Annotated in this window: 17 protein-coding genes; 6 read left to right on the forward strand and 11 right to left on the reverse strand. The window is 63.1% G+C overall.

The annotated features are described in order from the left end of the window. Positions 1-2: 2 nt before the first annotated feature. The 8 genes from HY852_RS25130 to dctP form a co-directional block, all read right to left on the reverse strand. On the reverse strand, positions 3-1,268 hold the full coding sequence (locus HY852_RS25130) for an acetyl-CoA hydrolase/transferase C-terminal domain-containing protein (RefSeq protein ID WP_291607613.1): 1,266 nt from the start codon (positions 1,266-1,268) through the stop codon (positions 3-5). Between the two features lie 28 nt (positions 1,269-1,296). After that, on the reverse strand, positions 1,297-2,853 hold the full coding sequence (locus HY852_RS25135) for an AMP-binding protein (protein WP_291607614.1): 1,557 nt from the start codon (positions 2,851-2,853) through the stop codon (positions 1,297-1,299). 74 nt (positions 2,854-2,927) lie between these two features. Beyond that, the gene (locus HY852_RS25140; RefSeq protein WP_291607615.1) at positions 2,928-4,094 is read right to left on the reverse strand and encodes an acyl-CoA dehydrogenase family protein; all 1,167 of its coding nucleotides are present in this window, start codon (positions 4,092-4,094) and stop codon (positions 2,928-2,930) included. Positions 4,095-4,147: 53 nt separating this feature from the next. After that, positions 4,148-4,537, reverse strand: coding sequence for a cupin domain-containing protein (locus HY852_RS25145; protein WP_291607616.1), 390 nt, complete (start codon positions 4,535-4,537; stop codon positions 4,148-4,150). Further along, the gene (locus HY852_RS25150) at positions 4,534-4,803 is read right to left on the reverse strand and encodes a hypothetical protein (RefSeq protein WP_291607617.1); all 270 of its coding nucleotides are present in this window, start codon (positions 4,801-4,803) and stop codon (positions 4,534-4,536) included. The genes HY852_RS25145 and HY852_RS25150 overlap by 4 nt, the downstream gene beginning before the upstream one ends. A 37-nt stretch (positions 4,804-4,840) precedes the next feature. Further along, complete coding sequence (locus tag HY852_RS25155) at positions 4,841-6,130, reverse strand: TRAP transporter large permease (RefSeq protein WP_291607618.1); 1,290 nt, start codon at positions 6,128-6,130, stop codon at positions 4,841-4,843. Between the two features lie 11 nt (positions 6,131-6,141). Further along, positions 6,142-6,696, reverse strand: a complete 555-nt coding sequence (locus HY852_RS25160) for a TRAP transporter small permease (RefSeq protein ID WP_291607619.1) — start codon at positions 6,694-6,696, stop codon at positions 6,142-6,144. Positions 6,697-6,725: 29 nt separating this feature from the next. After that, positions 6,726-7,751 carry a TRAP transporter substrate-binding protein DctP gene (dctP, locus tag HY852_RS25165; protein ID WP_291607620.1) on the reverse strand — a complete coding sequence of 342 codons (1,026 nt, stop codon included), beginning with the start codon at positions 7,749-7,751 and terminating at the stop codon, positions 6,726-6,728. 227 nt (positions 7,752-7,978) lie between these two features. Here dctP and HY852_RS25170 point away from each other — a divergent pair, with 227 nt between their 5' ends. The 5 genes from HY852_RS25170 (at position 7,979) to HY852_RS25190 (ending at position 12,924) form a co-directional block, all read left to right on the forward strand. Next, positions 7,979-9,175 (forward strand): CoA transferase, encoded by a 1,197-nt coding sequence (locus HY852_RS25170; RefSeq protein WP_291607621.1) that lies wholly within the window; start codon positions 7,979-7,981, stop codon positions 9,173-9,175. A 49-nt stretch (positions 9,176-9,224) separates the two neighbouring features. Continuing rightward, positions 9,225-9,677: a MaoC family dehydratase gene (locus HY852_RS25175; protein ID WP_291607622.1), complete on the forward strand. Its 453-nt coding sequence runs from the start codon at positions 9,225-9,227 to the stop codon at positions 9,675-9,677. After that, on the forward strand, positions 9,677-10,525 hold the full coding sequence (locus tag HY852_RS25180; RefSeq protein ID WP_291607623.1) for a CoA ester lyase: 849 nt from the start codon (positions 9,677-9,679) through the stop codon (positions 10,523-10,525). The genes HY852_RS25175 and HY852_RS25180 overlap by 1 nt, the downstream gene beginning before the upstream one ends. Positions 10,526-10,565: 40 nt before the next feature. Then, positions 10,566-11,303 (forward strand): IclR family transcriptional regulator, encoded by a 738-nt coding sequence (locus HY852_RS25185; protein WP_291607624.1) that lies wholly within the window; start codon positions 10,566-10,568, stop codon positions 11,301-11,303. Between the two features lie 94 nt (positions 11,304-11,397). After that, a complete protein-coding gene (locus HY852_RS25190) occupies positions 11,398-12,924 on the forward strand; it encodes a hypothetical protein (RefSeq protein ID WP_291607625.1) in 1,527 nt (508 codons plus the stop codon). Positions 12,925-12,958: 34 nt separating this feature from the next. Here HY852_RS25190 and HY852_RS25195 read toward each other — a convergent pair whose 3' ends face one another. Then, positions 12,959-13,411 (reverse strand): host attachment family protein, encoded by a 453-nt coding sequence (locus HY852_RS25195; protein WP_291607626.1) that lies wholly within the window; start codon positions 13,409-13,411, stop codon positions 12,959-12,961. A gap of 253 nt (positions 13,412-13,664) precedes the next feature. Between HY852_RS25195 and HY852_RS25200 the strand changes: the two genes are divergently transcribed. After that, positions 13,665-14,351: a CBS domain-containing protein gene (locus HY852_RS25200; protein WP_291607627.1), complete on the forward strand. Its 687-nt coding sequence runs from the start codon at positions 13,665-13,667 to the stop codon at positions 14,349-14,351. Positions 14,352-14,439: 88 nt separating this feature from the next. Here the strand turns inward: HY852_RS25200 and polX are convergent, their stop codons facing one another. After that, on the reverse strand, positions 14,440-16,152 hold the full coding sequence (polX, locus tag HY852_RS25205; protein ID WP_291607628.1) for a DNA polymerase/3'-5' exonuclease PolX: 1,713 nt from the start codon (positions 16,150-16,152) through the stop codon (positions 14,440-14,442). A gap of 141 nt (positions 16,153-16,293) precedes the next feature. After that, on the reverse strand, positions 16,294-17,631 hold the full coding sequence (locus HY852_RS25210) for a nicotinate phosphoribosyltransferase (protein WP_291607629.1): 1,338 nt from the start codon (positions 17,629-17,631) through the stop codon (positions 16,294-16,296). Between the last annotated feature and the right edge of the window lie 120 nt (positions 17,632-17,751).

Here is a 17,751-nt window from a genome sequence, read left to right on the forward strand (position 1 = left end):
GCTCACCTGCCCCGCCTGGCGTTCCAGAGATCGTGCGCAAGCGCGTCGCGATGCTCGGGCGCGGCGATTGCGATCATGCGCCTGGCGCGCTCGCTCAAGCCACAGCCGCGTAGTTCCGCAATGCCCCATTCGGTCACGATGGCATCAACGTCGGCGCGCGGCGTCGTCACCGTCTCGACGCAGACCACGATGCGGCTGGTACCGTCCGGCGCGGTCGCCGGCAAGGCGATGATCGCCCTGCCGCCCGGCGAGGCATTGGCGCCGCGCACGAAATCGAGCTGTCCGCCGATGGCGCCGACCGCGACGCCATTCAGCGTTTCCGAATTGACGCTGCCATCGAGCCCGACCTGCAGTGCGGAGTTGATCGCGACCAGCCGGTTGATGCGCTCCAGCACCGACTGCGCGTGGGTGTAGGACGCCGGACGCACGGCGACCCCCTTGTTCTCGTGCACGAAGCGGTAGAGGCGCTCCGTCCCGATGACCTGGTTGGTGACGGCGAGCCCGGCATCCAGGCCCTTGGCGAGATTCGTCACCGCACCGGATTCAATGAGATCGACGACGGCGTCGTTGATGAGCCCCGAGTGGATGCCGAGATTGCGGCCATTCGAGAGCGATGACAGTATGGCATCCGGTATTTTGCCGACGCCGAATTGCAGCGTGCTGCCGTCTTCAATCAGGCTTGCGGCATGGTGTGCTATGCGGCGGGAGACGTCATCCAGCGGCGCCGGAGGCAGTTCGACGGGCGGAAGGCTCGCCGCAATCCGCAGATCCAGCGGAACGTCTTCCGGCCATTCGGCGCCGAAGGTCCATGGCGCCTCGTCGTTGATCTCCGCTATGACGACGCGCGCTCCTCGTGCCGCGTCCATCACATAGTCGTTCGACAGGCTCGCGCTCAGCCGGCCGTGCTCGGATGGGGCTAGCTGCACCAGCACCACGTCGGCGCGATGGCGACCGGCGGCAAAATCGGCACAGAACGCGCTGTAGTTGCTGGGAATGACCTCAAGTCTGCCGGCGCGGGCGAGCGCGCGCGAATTGCCGATCACGCCATAGCTCAAGAACGCGATTCCGGCGACACCTTCGGGGGCGAATGTGTCGGAGAATACCGGACCGATCACCAGCGTGAAAGGCGGCAGCCGGTCCGCCTGCTCGACCAGCGCTCGCGTCAGCGTGCGCGGCTCGGCGGTCGCCTGGCCGCACACCACGACGTCGCCCGGCCTGATGATGTCGGCAAAGTCGATCGACGTCGCAGCGGCATCCTGGGTTTTCAACGATCGCCCCGCTCGTCGTTGTGGAACGTCAGATCATTTCTCGGAGGCGACCCGACGCCTCGTTCAACAGCACGCGCAGCTCGGTCTTGACGATCTTGCCATAGCTGTTCTTCGGCAGCTCCGTCGTCAGGAAATAATGCTTCGGGCGCTTGAACCGCGCGATCCACTCGCCGCAGAGTTGGTCGAGTTCGCCCCGCGTCAAGGCCTTGCCGGAGGCGGGCACCACGATTGCAACGACTTCCTCGCCCCACTCCGGATGGAAACGGCCGATCACCGAAACTTCGGCAACACCTTCGTGACGAAGCAGGACCTCCTCCACCTCGCGCGGATAGATGTTTGTTCCGCCGGAAATGATGACGTCCTTGGAGCGGTCCTTCAGGGTGAGGAAACCGTCGGCGTCGAACGAGCCCATGTCTCCGGTGTAGAGCCAGCCGCCCCTCAGGGTGTTCTTGGTCGCGTCGGCATTCTGCCAGTAGCCCGACATGACGGTGTCGCCGCGGACAACGATCTCGCCGATTTCGCCGAGTTCGACGTCGCGCCCGCTCGAGCCGACGGTGCGAACCTCCACCACGCTCTGGGCAAAGCCGACCGAGGCAAGGCGCTCTTCATAACGTGGATGCCCGACGTCCGGGTGCATTTGCCTCGGCAGAACAGTAATTGTCATCGGCGACTCGCCCTGTCCGTAGATCTGGGTGAGCTTCGGCCCGAAGATCTTCAGCGCCGCCTTGCAGTCCGCCACGTACATCGGGCCGCCGCCGTAGATGATGGACTTCAGCCCCGGTGCGTTCGCGCCGGCGGCTTCGGCGGCAAGCGTCAGTCGTCTCACCATAGTCGGTGCGGCGAAGAAGGAAATGCCGCTCCGCTTCGCCGTCAGTTCCAGTATTTCGTCGGGTTCGAACCGGCCGCTCTCGGGTATCATCTGCGCGCCCATGCCGAGCAGATGCGGGATCATATAGATGCCCGAGCCGTGCGACATCGGTGCGGCGTGCAAAAGCGCCTCACCAGGTGCGAGCGGATTGATCTCGGCGAGATAGTTGAGCGCCATCGCCAGCAGATTGCGATGGCTGAGCACGGCGCCCTTGGGCCGGCCGGTGGTGCCGCTGGTGTAGAAAATCCAGGCAGGGTCCTGGGCGGCAACATCGGAGATTGCGATCGGCTCCGCGTCTCCCAGGCGGCGGAAATCGGCAGAGCCGATTTCGACAATCTCGGGCTTTGATGCGCTGATCAAGGCCAAGGCATCGGAAGCCGCTCCGGCCAGGTCCTCGGTCACGAAGACGACGGCGGCGCCCGAATTCTCCAGGATGAAGGCGATTTCGCGCGGATGGAGCTTGGCATTGATCGGCACGGCCACGAGGCCGGCGTGCCAGCAGGCATAGAGGCAGCCGACATAGTCGGGCACGTTCTTCATCAGTAGCGCGACACGATCACCCTTTTCGAGCGCGAAGCGTTGCCGCAGGGAGGCGGCCAGGGCCGCGGTTGACGCGGCCAACGTTCCATAGTCGGCGACCTGCGCAAGCCCCTTGAAGATCGCCGGTGCAGCGGCGTCGACACGGGCGGCACGCAGGAGATGATGAGCAAGATTCATGGCGATACTGCCGATAGTTTGCGTGCTAAGCTGCGATTGTCTGCCGCGGCGCGCACGACTTCAATACGACTTCCTCAATAGGACTTGGCAAGCCCAAGCACCTTCTCTGCGATAAAGCTCAGTGCCAGTTGTGGGCTGACCGGGGCGATGCGCGGGATCAAGATCTCGCGCAAGTAGCGTTCGACATGAAATTCCTTGGCGTAGCCGAAGCCGCCATGGGTCATCACCGCCTGCTCGCAGGCCTGAAACCCCGCTTCGCCGGCGAGGTATTTCGCTGCGTTTGCCGCAGCGCCGCATGGCAGGCCCTTGTCGTACTGCCAGGCCGCCGACATCACCATCAGCCAGGCGGCTTCCAGCTCGACCCAGTTCTTGGCGAGCGGGTGCTGGATCGCCTGGTTCTTGCCGATCGGACGGTTGAACACGATGCGCGTCTTGGCATATTCAGTGGCGCGTGTGAGCGCGCAGTTTCCCAAGCCAACCGCTTCGGCCGCGATCAGGATGCGCTCGGGGTTCATGCCTTCCAGAATATAGTGGAAGCCGCGGCCTTCCTCGCCGATGCGATCCTCCATCGGGATTTCGAAATCCTCGAAGAACAGCTCGTTGGAGTCGACGATCTTGCGGCCCATCTTCTCGATCTCGTGGACCTTGATCTGCTTGCGGTTGAAGTCGGTGTAGAACAGGCTGAGGCCGTGGGTCGGATTCTTGACCTCTTCCAGCGGGGTGGTGCGCGCCAGCAGCAGGATCTTGTGCGCGACCTGTGCGGTCGAAATCCACACCTTCTGGCCGTTGACGACATAGCGGTCGCCCTTGGCAACCGCGCGCGTCTTGAGCTGGGTGGTATTGAGCCCGGTGTTGGGCTCGGTGACGGCAAAGCAGGCCTTCTCACGGCCTTGCACCATCGGCGGCAACATCCGCCTACGCTGCTCCTCAGTACCGAACACGACAACCGGGTTCAATCCGAACACGTTGATGTGCACGGCGGAGGCTCCCGACATGCCGGCGCCCGATTCCGCGATCGTGCGCATCATCACCGCGGCCTCGGTGATGCCGAGACCGGAGCCGCCATACGCCTCGGGCACGCAGATGCCGAGCCATCCGGCATCCGCCATGGCCTTGTGGAAGTCGTGCGGGAAGCCGCCTTCGCGATCCTTTCTCAGCCAATAGGCGTCGTCGAATCCGGCGCAGATCTTTCCGATCGCGTCGCGAATAGCTTCCTGCTGCTCGGTAAGCGCGAAGTCCATGGTCGTTCTCTTCTCTTGTTCTTTTAAGTCGCCCGCTCTGCTCGCTTAACGTATCACGTCGAAGCGTGGGTCACGGCGCCCTTTTCGCCGTAGGGTGGGGTATAGATCACCAGGATCCTAACCGGCTCCTCGCTGACGGCGGTAAAGGTGTGGGGCATGTCGGCCGGAAAAAAGCAGGCATCCCCCGGGCCGAGTTCAGAACGCTCGCCACCGACCTCCGCCACGGCCCTGCCCGCAATCATGTAGCAGACCTGATCGATGCCGGGATGACTGTGCGGCAGCGCGCCGTTCGACCTGGAAACCACCCCTAACAGAACTTCCAGGTTTTCCGAGCCGGTCTCCTTCGGTCCGATCAGACGGCGGTTCACCGTGCGAGTGTGATTGGCTGGTGAATAGGGCGTGACTTCGCTTTCCTTCACAAAGAACTTGTATTTCTTGGTCATGTGCGGCCTCGCTCAATGCACCTGGGAAGCAGCGGCCAGCGCCTCCCTTCCTTGGCCTTGCCGAGCTGCTCGGCCGGAAAGTCCGCGATCGTCACGTCACCGTTGGTGCGCTTGGCGACCGCTTCGATGAACGGCTTGGTGACGGCCTCATGGATGACGTGGCCGATCGGCAAGCTGTCGCCGAGGCGCAGGTTGATCTTGTCCTCGGCGCAGGCCGTGTCCGAAAGCATGGCGGCGGCGACCACACCGATCGCAAACGACTTCATGACGTCCTCCCGTTTGTTGTCAAGGCGCAGGGCTTGCCTAATTCCCCATCTGCGACGGCAGCCAGAGGATGATGCCGGGAAATGCGACCAGGATGGCGATCGCGATCAAATGCGCGACGAAGTGCGGGAACGTGCCGTGGAAGACCTCGGACACCGGCCGGTTGGCGTAGCGCGCGACGATGAAGCAGTTGAGCCCGACGGGCGGCGTGATCATGCCGACTTCAGCGGTCACGATCTTGATGACGCCGAACCAGATCGGATCGAAGCCGAGCGTCTTGATCAGCGGCAGCACGATCGGCACCGTCAGCACAAGGATCGCGATCTGGTCCATGAACGAGCCGAGCACGATGTAGCCGCACAGGATCAGGGTGATGATGACCCAGCGCGAGGTCGGCAGCGAGCCGATCCAGGCGACGAGATCCTGGGTGACATGAGTGAGCGTGAAAAAGTAGCCGAAGATCGAAGCACCAACCAGGATCATCACGATCATGCAGGTGCCGTGGCAGGCACTCAGAAGCGCCTTGTAGAGCGATGGCAAGGTAACCTTGCCCCTTACGACGGCGAGCACCAGCGCGCCCATGGCACCGAGCGCGGACGCCTCGGTCGGGGTTGCAATTCCCAGATAAATGGTGCCGGTGACCATCGAAAACAGGATCAACATTGGGCCGACCTGCCGCAGCAGCGCAAAGCGCTCGCGCCACGGCACTGCCTTCACGCTCGGCGCCCGCGAGGGGTCCTGCCAGACCAGGAAGTAAATGGTTCCCATGATCGTAGCCGTCACGAGTACCGCGGGAATGATGCCGCCAATAAGAAGCTTGCCGATGTTCACTTCGGCCAGCAGGCCGAAGATCACCAACGCGACGCTCGGCGGGATCAGCATCGCGAGAGTCCCCGAAATCGCCACGACGCCGGCTGCCATTTTTGGCTCGTAACCATGACGGATCATGGCTGGCAGGCTGGTCGACGACAAAGTGGCAGCTGAAGCCGTGCTGGTGCCGCAGATCGCGCCGAAACCCGCGCCGGCCAGCGCAGTCGCCATGCCGAGACCGCCCGGGATGCGCCCGACCCAGGCGGACGCTGTCTTGAACAAATCGTCCGCAACCCCCGACAGCAGCACGAGGTCGGCCATCAGCAGGAACATCGGGATCGTGATCAGTTCGTAGGACGAGATGGTGGATAGCGGAGCGGTCTGCAGGATGCCGAACAGCGTGCCCGGACCGCCCACCATCAGCAGGCCGACCGAACCGGAAAACGCCATGGCAAAACCGACCGGCGTACCGATCGCGAGCAGGCAGAAAAGCAGACCAAGAACGATGATGGTAGTCATGAGGGGCCCGCTTACTCGAAGGTGCTGGCTTCGCCGGGACCCATCACCGGCGGTAACGGGTACATATTCTGCCCGGAGACGAGGCTGAACACATGGCCGGTGAGTTGCAGGCCAAGGCGCAGCACCAGGACGCCGCAGCCGAACGGCACCAGCGCCGCCGATATCCAGGTCGGCCAGGGAATGGCGCCGGCAAGCACGTCATGCTGCTGGTAGTTCTCGAGCGCGCGCTCGAACCCGACCTTGCAGATGAGGACAAAGACGAAAAGGCCGGTGAGCGCGGTGACGATTTCGGAAAGCCGCCGCCCGACAAGTGAAAAACGGGAGAGCAGGATGTCGACGCCTACATGGGCATGCTCCCGCATGGCGTCCGACAGCGTCAGAAAGAACGCGCCCGCCAGGAGATAGAGCCCGATCAGGTCATAGGTGAACGTGAAGGGCCGGTTCAGGGCGTAACGCATGAACACGTCGGCGACGACCAGCACCATGATCGCGAAAAGAAACATGACGGCGATCACCGTCAACGCACGCTCGATTGCGGCGAGAGCATCTTCTGCTCGCTTGATCACCTGCAACGCCTCCCAAGACTTGAGCGAATCTACTTTCCGGCGCCCGCCGCCAGCAGGGCTTCAAACTCCTTGAGCGCCGCGGAAGCCGGCGTGCCGCGACTTTCGAGTCCGGCGGCCCACTCCTGGGCGACGCCCTTGAGCTTCTCCTTCATCTGCGCGCGCGTCGCATCCGGAATTGCGTCGAAGCTCACGCCCGCCTCTTTCAGGTGTTGCCGAGTCGCGGCCTGCTCCTTATCCACGTCGGCGCAGGCCTTGGGCTCGAGGGCTTCGGAAGCCTCGTCCATCGCCTTCTTGACGTCCTCCGGAAGACGGTCCCACGCCGCTTGGCTGATCGAATAGGCGACGATGAAGCTGCCGAAGCTGACGCCGTCGGTCGCATGCTTCACCAGCTTGTCGAGGCCGTACGCGATGACGCTTTCGGCCGGAAACAGCAGGCCGTCCATTGTGCCCCGCAACAGCGACTCATAGGCATCCGGAGCCGCCATGCGTACCGGCACGGCTTCAAGCGAACGCAGCGTGAGATCCTGCGCACCTCCGGTCGTCCTGAGCTTCAGCCCCTTAATGTCGCTGATGGAATCGATCTTCTGCTTGGCCGTCCACACCTGGTAGGGCGGCAGCACGACCTCCATCAGCAGCTTGATCTTGTTCGGCGCGTATTCCTGCTTGGCGAGCACGCCCTCGCGCGCGCTCTTCCAGTATGCAAGCGTTCCCTGGCAGCTGGTCTTGAACGTTTCCGGCAATTGCGCGACTTCTGACAGCGGCATCTTGTCGGATGCATAGGACGGGGCGACGTAGCCGATGTCGATCACGCCGGATTGCGTGAGACGCAACATGTCCGCGGCTTTGCCGATCTGCTGGTTGGGATAATAGGTGAAGGTGACGGCCCCATTGGTACGTTTGGTCACGTCGTCCATCCAGGGCTTGAGCACCAGGCGAACGAGGTAATGGCCGGCGGGAAAAGAGTCGGCCACCTTCAATTCCAGGGCCTGCGCCGGAATCGTTGCCAGTGAAATCGGCAGCGACAGCGCTGCCACCCAACCCAAGCCTCTCTTCATTCTTTCCTCCCTGGCCGCTCGCAGAACGGCAGCCCGATGGTGCTCGCTGGCAAGCCACCGGCCATTTGGCTGCGATTTATTTGACGCAAGCGTACATATACGTGAATTTGGATGTCAAGCTTATGAATAGCGCATAGGCTTATGCGTAGAACGCGTGTGCGCGGAATTGACCGTTGGTCGATTATGAATTCTAGATGCACATATATGAATTCCAGGGATGAACGCTCGTGGGCCCACTTGCTGGCATAACGATCCTCGACCTCACCACCGTGCTGATGGGGCCCTACGCCACCCAGATCCTCGCGGACATGGGGGCCAACGTCATCAAGGTCGAAAGCCCGGAAGGCGACATCGTCCGGCAGATCGGACCGGGCCGCACGCCGGGCATGGGCGGGATGTTCCTCAACGCCAACCGCGGCAAGCGCAGCATCGTCATCGACCTGAAGAAACCGGAAGGCCGAGACGCGTTGCTGCGTCTTGCGGGTCAGGCAAACGCCCTGGTCTACAACGTGCGGCCGCAGGCGATGGCGCGTCTCGGCCTCGGTTATGACAGCGTGGCGGCGGTCAACCCTGGCATCGTCTATGTCGGCGTATTCGGCTACGGCCAGTCGGGTCCCTACGCGTCGAAGCCGGCCTATGACGACCTGATCCAGGGCGCATCCACCATCCCGACCCTGATCGCCACCGCCGGCGACGGCACGCCGCGCTACGTGCCGATCACCATGGCGGATCGCGTCGTCGGGCTGATGGCCGTCAACGCCATCCTCGGCGGTCTGATGCATCAGCAGCGAACCGGCATCGGCCAGCGCATCGACGTGCCGATGTTCGAATCGATGAGCGAGTTCGTCCTGCTCGACCATCTCGGCGGGCTGACCTATGATCCGCCGCTCGATCACGGCGGTTACGTCCGCCTGTTGTCGCGCTACCGGCGGCCGTACCAGACCAGCGACGGCTACATCTGCGCCCTGATCTACAACGACAAGCAATGGCGCAGCTTCTTCGAAAGCATCGGCCGGCCGGAATTCCTCGACCAGCCGCGCTTCGCCAACCACGCCGCGCGCACCAGGCATATCGACGAGATCTACCAGGAAGTCGGCCGCATCTTCCTCGAACGCACCACCGCCGAATGGCGCGAGCTTCTGGAGCGCGCGGACATCCCTGTCATGCCGATGCATACGCTGGAAACGATCCTTGAGGACCCTCACCTCAACGCAGTTGGCTTCTTCAAGACCATGGAGCACCCGGTCGAAGGGCGCATCCGCCAGATGCAGGTGCCTTCGACCTGGAGCAAGACACAGCCGCAAGCCGGCGGCCCGGCACCGACGCTCGGCGAGCACGGGCGGGATATTCTCAGCGAGGCCGGATTCTCGACTGAGGAGATCGAACAACTGGCGCAGCAGAAGGCGGTTCACCTGACGGCATAGGCGGCATCGGCCGCGCTGCGCGCAAACCAGCCAAGGGAGAGGAACATCAATGGCCGGGCTCTACTTCGAGGACTTCGAGGTCGGACAGGAATTCAAGCATCCGCTGACGCGCACCGTCACCGAGATGGACAACACCATGTTCAGCCTGCTCACGCTGAACCCGCAGCCGCTGCACATCGACGCGCATTTCTCGGCGCAGACCGAGTTCGGCCAGCGCATTTTCAACAGCTTGTATACGCTCGGCATCATGATCGGCATGACGGTCTATGATACGACGTTAGGCACAACCGTCGCCAATCTCGGCATGACCGACGTGACCTTTCCCAAGCCGGTGTTCCACGGTGACACGCTACGGGCGACGACAAAGGTGTTGTCCAAGCGCGAGTCCAAGTCGCGGCCGAAAGCCGGGATCGTGGAGTTCGAACATCTGGCACTCAACCAGAACAACGAAATCGTCGGCAAATGCCGCCGCATGGCCATGATGCACAAGAGGCCCGTCTGATGCGCTCGATGCTGTTCGTGCCGGGCGATTCCCCGCGCAAATTCGAAAAGGCTCGTGGAGGCAAGGCCAGCGCGCTGATCCTCGACCTCGAGGATTCGGTCGTGCCGGACAAGAAGGCCGAAGCGCGCAAGCTGACGCAGACCATGCTGACCGGACCTCGCGGCAGCCATCAGCTTTATGTTCGGGTCAATGCGCTCGACACCGGTATGACGCTGGAAGATCTCGCTGCGGTGATGCCGGCCGTTCCCGACGGCATCGTGCTGCCGAAATCGCGCGGCGGTGACGACGTGCACAAGCTTGCGTTGTGGCTGGATGCCTTCGAGGCCGCGGCCGGCTCAAAGCCGGGCGCCACGCGCATCGTTGTAGTCGCGACCGAGACCGCTGAAGCGATGTTCGGGCTCGGCTCCTACAAGGACTCTTCGCCCCGGCTCACCGGGCTGATGTGGGGCGCCGAGGATCTGTCGGCCTCTCTCGGCGCGACCGAAAAGGAAAGCGGCGGCGTATTCCACAGCCCCTACCGGATTGCGCGCGATCTGTGCCTGATGGCGGCGGCGGCGGCGGAAGTGGCGGCCATCGACACGGTCTATACCGATATCGACAACCTCGCGGGACTTGAGCAGGAAACCCGCACGGCGCGGCGCGACGGCTTCACCGCTAAGGCCCTCATCCATCCCAAGCATGTCGACATCGTCAACGCCGCCTTCGAGCCGACCGCGGCCGAGCGCGAATGGGCGGAGAAGGTGATAGCGGCATTCGCGGCCAGTCCCGATCTCGGCACACTCCGTCTCGACGGCAAGATGATCGACAAACCCCACTTGAGGGCCGCGAGGAAGATACTCGGCCTTTGATTCATTTCAATTGCGCAGGCCGCCAGGGGCGGAGCCCATAATGATCGTTCGCCAAGCCGCAAATGTTCTGGAAATCCTGGAATACTTCGCGCGCACGAAGAAGCCTGCGACACTCGCCGAGATCGCGGACCATTTCGGCTGGCCGCGTTCGTCGACCTTCAACCTCCTGACCACGTTGTCGGAAAAAGGCTATCTTTACGAGCCACGCCCGCGCGCCGGCCTCTACCCAACCCCGCGCTGGCTGGCGATGGCGCGCATGGTGTCCGAGGTCGAGCCGCTGCCGGAATGGACGCACGCGCTGATCGCCGAGCTTTCGGCGGAAACGGATGAAACATCATCGATCGTGGCGCCGTCAGGCGTCATGGCCGTCTTCATCGACGTCGTCGAGTCGAAGTCGGCGATCAGGTATTTTGCAACGATTGGACACCGCGTGCCGATCCATGCCACGTCGAGTGGTCGGGCACTGCTGCTGCAATATTCGCCGGAGGAGCGTGACGCGCTCTATCGCAAGATCGAGTTCAAGCAGTACGGCCCGTCGACGCCCATCAGCATCGAGGCGGTCGAGGCCGAGCTTCGCAAATCGATCGAACGCGGCTATTGCCAGAGCTTCGCGGACTTTAGCCGGGATCTCGCCGGCGTCGCCATGCCGCTTCCGATCGGAAATCGTCGTCTTTCCGTCGTGGTGGCGGGACCGGAGTTCCGCATCGGCACCAGGATCCCCGAGATCGCCGCGCTGATCGCGAAGCTCATCGAGCGGCATCGCCCGAATGCGGGCTAGCACTCCGCGCCCTCCAGCGGCCATTGGCCGCGAAGATATTGTCTGCGCCTGGCTTGCGCCGATATCCTTTTGATCACGGCCGGAGGCGATCTTCATGAGATGGAGCCTCGCAACCTGGATGCTGCTCCTCACCCTGTTGGCGGGCTCCGATGCGCTCGCGGGCGAACAGGCCATCAATCCGCGCACCATGCCGGCCATCGGCACCGTCGATGAACGCTTTCAGTCCTACAACGTCGAGATGGTGGAGGTCGCCGGCGGGAGGTTCTGGAAGCCCTTCGCGCCCGAGCGAGCCGAAACGGCTGCCGCAGCGCAGTCATCTTCCGAACACGAGATGTATGCGTACCGGCCGCCGACTGATCTTGCGAATGCGCGCGTGCGCAAGCTCGCGGCGGCGCTGGCGCCGGCCTACGTGCGTGTCAGCGGCACCTGGGCCAACGCCACCTATTTTGCCGACGCAGACGCGCCGCCGCCCGCACCCCCGGCGGGATTCGATTCCGTATTGACGCGCGCGCAATGGCGCGGCGTCGTCGATTTCGCCAGAGCGGTCGACGCGCGGCTCGTCACCTCCTTTGCGGTCAGCCCCGGATCCCGCGATACCGCGGGGGTCTGGCAGCCGGATCAGGCGCGCCGACTTCTTGCCTATACAAATTCGCTCGGCGGCAGGATCGCCGCCGTGGAATACATGAACGAGCCGACGCTGGCGGCGCAGAACGGCGCGCCGGCCGGATATGATGCAGCGGCCTACGGCCGTGATTTCAGGATCTTTCGCAGGTTCCTGAAGAAGGCTTCGCCCGACACGCTGCTTCTCGGGCCCGGCTCTGTCGGCGAGTCCACGTCAAGGGCCGCTTCCGGCCTGAACTCCGCGGATTTGCTCGCCGCGAGCGGCCGCGGCATCGATCGGTTTTCCTATCATCACTACGGCACGGTATCGCCGCGCTGCGGCGGCAGGGATCGTCCCGATGACGCCTTGTCAGAAGAGTGGCTTTCCCGAACCGATAAGACTCTTGCCTTCTATCGCGCGCTTCGCGACCAGTTCGAGCCCGGCAAGCCGCTGTGGCTGACGGAAACCGCGGACGCCGCCTGTGGCGGAAATCGCTGGGACGCGACCTTCCTGGATACCTTCCGCTATCTCGACCAGCTCGGTCGAATGGCAAGAGCCGGCGTTCAGGTGGTGATGCACAACACGCTCGCCGCAAGCGACTACGGCCTGTTGGACGAGAAGAGCTTCGAACCGCGCCCCAATTACTGGGGCGCGCTGCTGTGGCGTCGGCTGATGGGTAGGACGGTACTCGACGCCGGAGTGTCGCCTGAGCCAGGACTGCACGTCTATGCGCACTGCCTGCGAGGAACGCGCGGTGGCGTTTCCGTACTGGCGCTCAACACCTCGCCTGACGCGCCGCACACCCTTTCGCTTCCAACCGCGTCAGAACGCTACACGCTGGAGGCGACGCACCTTCAGGACAAGAGCGTCCGGCTCAACGGCGACACCCTCCGCCTGGGCGTCAACGACCAGCTGCCTGCCTTCACGGCGGTCCCTGCGCCTGCGGGCGCGGTCACCCTCGCACCGGCAAGCATTATGTTCCTGACCGTCCCTACAGCCGGCAACCGCGCCTGTCGGTAGGCGCGAGCGTTGAGGCAAAAAGCAGCAGTACGCCTCAGGTGCCGCTCGTCAGGTGCTTTTCGATGTCGCCGACCGGATGCTTGGTGAGGTCCTTGTTGACCTCGGCGATGATGCGCGCCTTGACGTCGGCATGAAACGCATCGCGCAGCTCGGCCAGCGTTCGAGGTGGAGCCACGACTACCAGTGCCGGAGCCTTCCTGGTCCGCACCAAATTCTCCATCGCCGCCGCCACCTTTCGGGCGAAGCGCTGCTCCTCGATATCATGCCAGTCGACCGGCTCCACGGCGCTCCGCTGTCCCGTATAACTGGCCTGCACGTGCCCGGGCCGTTCGCTGCCCTGTTCATGGGTCGGCGGATTTTCGTCCTCGAAGACGCGTTCGGTCTTGAGGTTCGGATACTTCTCGTCGCCCTCATTGCGCAGAAACAGCGCCTTGCGACCGTCACCGACAAACACGAAGGCATCATGCGGGATCTTCAGCTTGTTCATATTGATGCTCCAGCGTACCTCGTTCCACCCTGATCAGGTCCGAAATGCCTATCGGCGCCATGTTTTTCAAGGATATAGGCACGGTCCGGCCGCCCGGGATTGATTGAAGTCAATAGCCGTTCGGATCGTAGCCCCGACAGGTCCCGAATGACGCACCGCGGTCAAGAACTGCCAATGCCTTTCTTTGACGAAGATCAACGGTAGCATTGCCCGAACCAAGTAATAAGTATTCCGATCATCAATGGAGGCTCAGATGAAAGCGCGAGACGTGATGACGTCGCCAGTCATCACCGTTCCGGAAAGTGCAACGGTCGCCGAAGTTGCCAACATCCTGGTGACCAAGCGTATCAGCGCCGTGCCCGTCGTCGATGCTGCCGGTAAGCTCGTCGGCATCGTTTCCGAAGGCGATCTGTTGCATCGCGTGGAAGCCGGCACCGAGCGTCCCCAGCCATGGTGGCTGCATGTCATTTCCGGAGATCGGCCCCTTGCCGCCGATTACGTCAAGTCGCACGCGACAAAGGTCGCCGATCTCATGACGAGGGACGTCAAGACGACGGATCCAGAAACGCCGCTGAAGGAAATCGCAGAGCTGCTCGAAAAGTGCCATATCAAGCGCGTCCCGATCGTGAGCAAGGACGGCGAGCTGGTCGGAATTGTCAGCCGGGCGAACATCATCCAGGCGATCGCGAGCGCGCACCAGAAACTCGAAGCCAACCTCTCCGACACTGCGATTCGGGACAAGCTGCTGGAAGAGCTGAACAAGCAGCCCTGGGCGCACACTTACCGGCTGAACGTCACCGTGAGCAACGGAGTTGTGGACCTTTGGGGCATGGTGGAATCGGAAACGGAGCGCAAGGCGATCACGGTCGCGGCCGAATCCATTCCGGGCGTGACGACGGTCAACGACCATCTCATGCGACAGGCGTCGTTCGTCTACTAGGCGGTGAAATAGAGTCGGGGCGTGAGGCCCGGGAAACCAATCACGCCCGGCCTGCAGCACACCGAGGCCGGGCGTCGTTGCGTCGGGATTATCGCTTCAAAAGCTTGCGCAGGCGCGCCAGCGGCTGGGTATTGAGGACGTCGTTTGCTTCGAGCCAGCCACGCCGCGCCTGATCGACCCCGAAACGCATATTGGCCAGTCCGCTGGTCGAATGGGCATCCGTCGAGATCGCGAGCTTCACGCCCGCCGACTTGGCGGCGTGCGCGTGAATGTCGGTCAGGTCGAGGCGAACCGGATCCGCATTCAATTCGAGATGACAGCCGCGCTCGCGGGCTGCCGCAATGACCGCTTCCATGTCGACGTCAAAGGCCTCGCGTTCGCCGATCAACCGCCCGGTCGGGTGGGCGATGATCGAGATATGCCGATTGTCCATGGCGCGGATGATGCGTTCGGTCTGGCCCTGGCGGGACAGATCGAATTTGTAGTGCACCGCCGCGACGACCAGATCGAGCCGGGACAGCACCCTATCCGGCAGATCGAGGCTGCCATCGGCAAGGATGTCGACCTCGCTGCCCTTGAGCACGGCAAATCCGTCGAGCTTGTCGTTGAGACGATCGATCTCGTCGATCTGGCGGGCGAGGCGCGCCGGATCCAGCCCATGGGCGATGGTGACATGCCGGCTGTGATCGGTGATCGCCATGTAAGCATAGCCCCTGGCCTTTGCCGCGGCTGCCATCTCCGCAATGTTCGCCGTGCCGTCGCTCCAGTTCGAATGAACGTGCAGATCGCCGCGAATGTCGTCCATCGTGATCAGCTTCGGCAGCTTGCCGGCCTTGGCGAGAGCGATTTCGCCGCGGTCTTCGCGCATTTCCGGCGGGATCATTGCAAGACCCAGCTTGTTGTAGACCTCCTCCTCGCTCGCTCCGGCGATGCGTCGCTTGCCGTCGAACAGGCCGTATTCGTTGAGCTTCCAGCCGCGGTCGTTGGCAAGCCCGCGCAGGACGATGTTGTGGGCTTTCGAGCCCGTGAAATACAACAGTGCCGCCCCGTAGCTTTCTTTCGACACGACGCGGAGATCGACCTGCAGGTGCGAGCGCAGAACGACCGTGGTGCGCGTCGGGCCGTGAGCCAAGACGCTTGCAACGTTATCGTAGTTGGCGAGCCTGTCGCCGGCGGCCGTGCCATCGCGCGCCGTCATCAGAATATCGAGATCGCCGACCGTATCGCGCCGGCGCCGATAGCTGCCCGCGACGACGACCAGGTCATGGCCGGCTGCGCGCATGTGCTTGAGCAGCGTTTCCGCCTCGGCTTCGGCCTCGGCGATCTTGAAGCGTTTCTCCGCCTGCGGTTTGGCGAGCGCAGATGCGAGCTTCTCCTCGCTCTTTTGCCCGAAGCCTTTCAGCTCGCGCAGCCGGCCAGACTTGATGGCGCGCCGCAAATCCTCAAGCGAGCGAATGCCGAGCTTGTCGTAGAGCACCTTGACCCGTTTCGGCCCGAGGCCGGGCAGCGCAACGATCTCGCCGAGGTCGCCCGGCAGCTCGTGCTTCAGCCTATCGAGCACGTCGAATTTGTGGGTCGCAACGATGGTCGCGATCTTGCCCGCAAGATCCTTGCCGATCCCGGGCAGTTCGGAAAGATCTTCGCCTGCCTTGAGCAGGCTCGCGATGCTCTTGGGCAGGCGTTCGATCACCCGCGCAGCGTTGCGATAGGCCCGGGAACGGAAGGGATTGTCGCCCTTGATCTCCAGGAGCTCGGCGGTGTGGTCGAACATCTCGGCGATTTCGGCATTCTGGACCGGCATCGAGGCGTCTCCGTCTCCGAGCAGGCTAGAGGCGGATCGATCCTGGGCGTTGACGCAGATCATACTTGCACAACGCGGCAGCGGCAGCTGATCAAAACCGCCGCTCATAGGAAGGTGAACAGTTCTTGTCGGTAGCGATTCTCATTTCGTCGTGGCGTCAACGGTGGCCGCCAACTTCTCAAGGCTTTCGGCGACCCGCACGGGGTAGGATTGGCGTGGCTTGAGTACCTCGAATCCCCTTGGCAGCCGCTCGAGTTCCCGGCGCGCGCGCCCCCGGACCTCCTGCAACGACGGACATGGGCCGATACGGCGGCCGTCCTGCATCATCAGGCGGATCAGCGGCTCGCCCTCATGCACGTCCTCCTCGATCGACAGCACGTCGGAAGCCATGCGGCCATCGGCATCATAGCGCCGCCAGACCTGCTTGCGGCCCGGCCAGGTCGCCTTCCCGGCGGATCGTTTGCGCCGCGGCAATCCCGCATATTCCTGGAGCTTGTAGGCGCAATCGAGTGCGGGAACATCCGACGAGGTTGCGAGACTCGTGCCTATTCCGATGCCGTCAACCGGGGCACCCTCGCGGGCGAAGGCGGCCAGCGACTCCTCCTCGATGCCGCCGCTGACAAAGATCGTGGTCCCGGCAAGCCCTCCATCGTCGAGAATCCGGCGCACGCTTTTCGAAAGCGCGACCAGATCGCCGCTGTCGATGCGAACGCCACGGATCTTGATGCCTTGCGTCCGCAGATTCCGCGCCAGCGCGACAACCTTCCGGGCGGCCGCTTCCGTGTCGTACGTATCGATCAGCAGGACGAGATCCTTGGGCCTTGCCCGCGCGAACGCTTCGAACGCCGCCGCTTCGCTGTCGAATGACTGAATGAAGGAATGCGCCATGGTCCCGAAAGCCGGGATGCCGAACAGCTTCTCGGCCAGCACCGTCGCGCTGCCCGCAAAGCCCGCAATATAGCTTGCGCGCGCCACCATCGGGCCGGCTTCCGACCCGTGGGCGCGGCGCAGCCCGAAATCGACCAGCAGCTTGCCGGGCGCGAGCTGCACCATGCGCGCCGCTTTCGAGGCAATCAGCGACTGGAAATGTAGGACGTTGATCAACCTCGTCTCGACGAGTTGCGCTTCGGGCAACGGGGCGGTGACCCGCAGGATGGGCTCGTTCGCGAAGAACACCGTCCCCTCAGGCATGGCATGAACTTCGCCGCTGAAGCGGAACTTGGCGAGATAGTCAATCAGGCCGGCACCGAACCGGCCGCTGCGCTCGAGCCAGTCGAGTTCATCCGGCGAAAAACGCAAGGTTTCGAGAAGATCGAGCACCTGCTCGAGACCGGCAGCCATCAGGAAAGCGCGCTGCGCCGGCAACTTGCGGACGAAGAATTCGAATACCGCCGTGCCGGTCTGGCCGGACTCGAGATAGGCCTGGACCATGTTCAGTTGATAGAGGTCTGTAAGGAGTGCGCTCGGCCCGGGTTCCATCAGCCACCCCTTCCTGTTTCGCCGAGGCAAGCGCCGGCAACTCACGAGTTCATGCGGCCTTGCACTTTCCGGCTTCGCTCAATTCGTTGGCATGGCGCTGCCCGGCGCCTATCCTGAAGT

The organism is Bradyrhizobium sp. (genome assembly GCF_016213215.1).
In the GTDB taxonomy this organism is placed as follows: domain Bacteria; phylum Pseudomonadota; class Alphaproteobacteria; order Rhizobiales; family Xanthobacteraceae; genus Bradyrhizobium.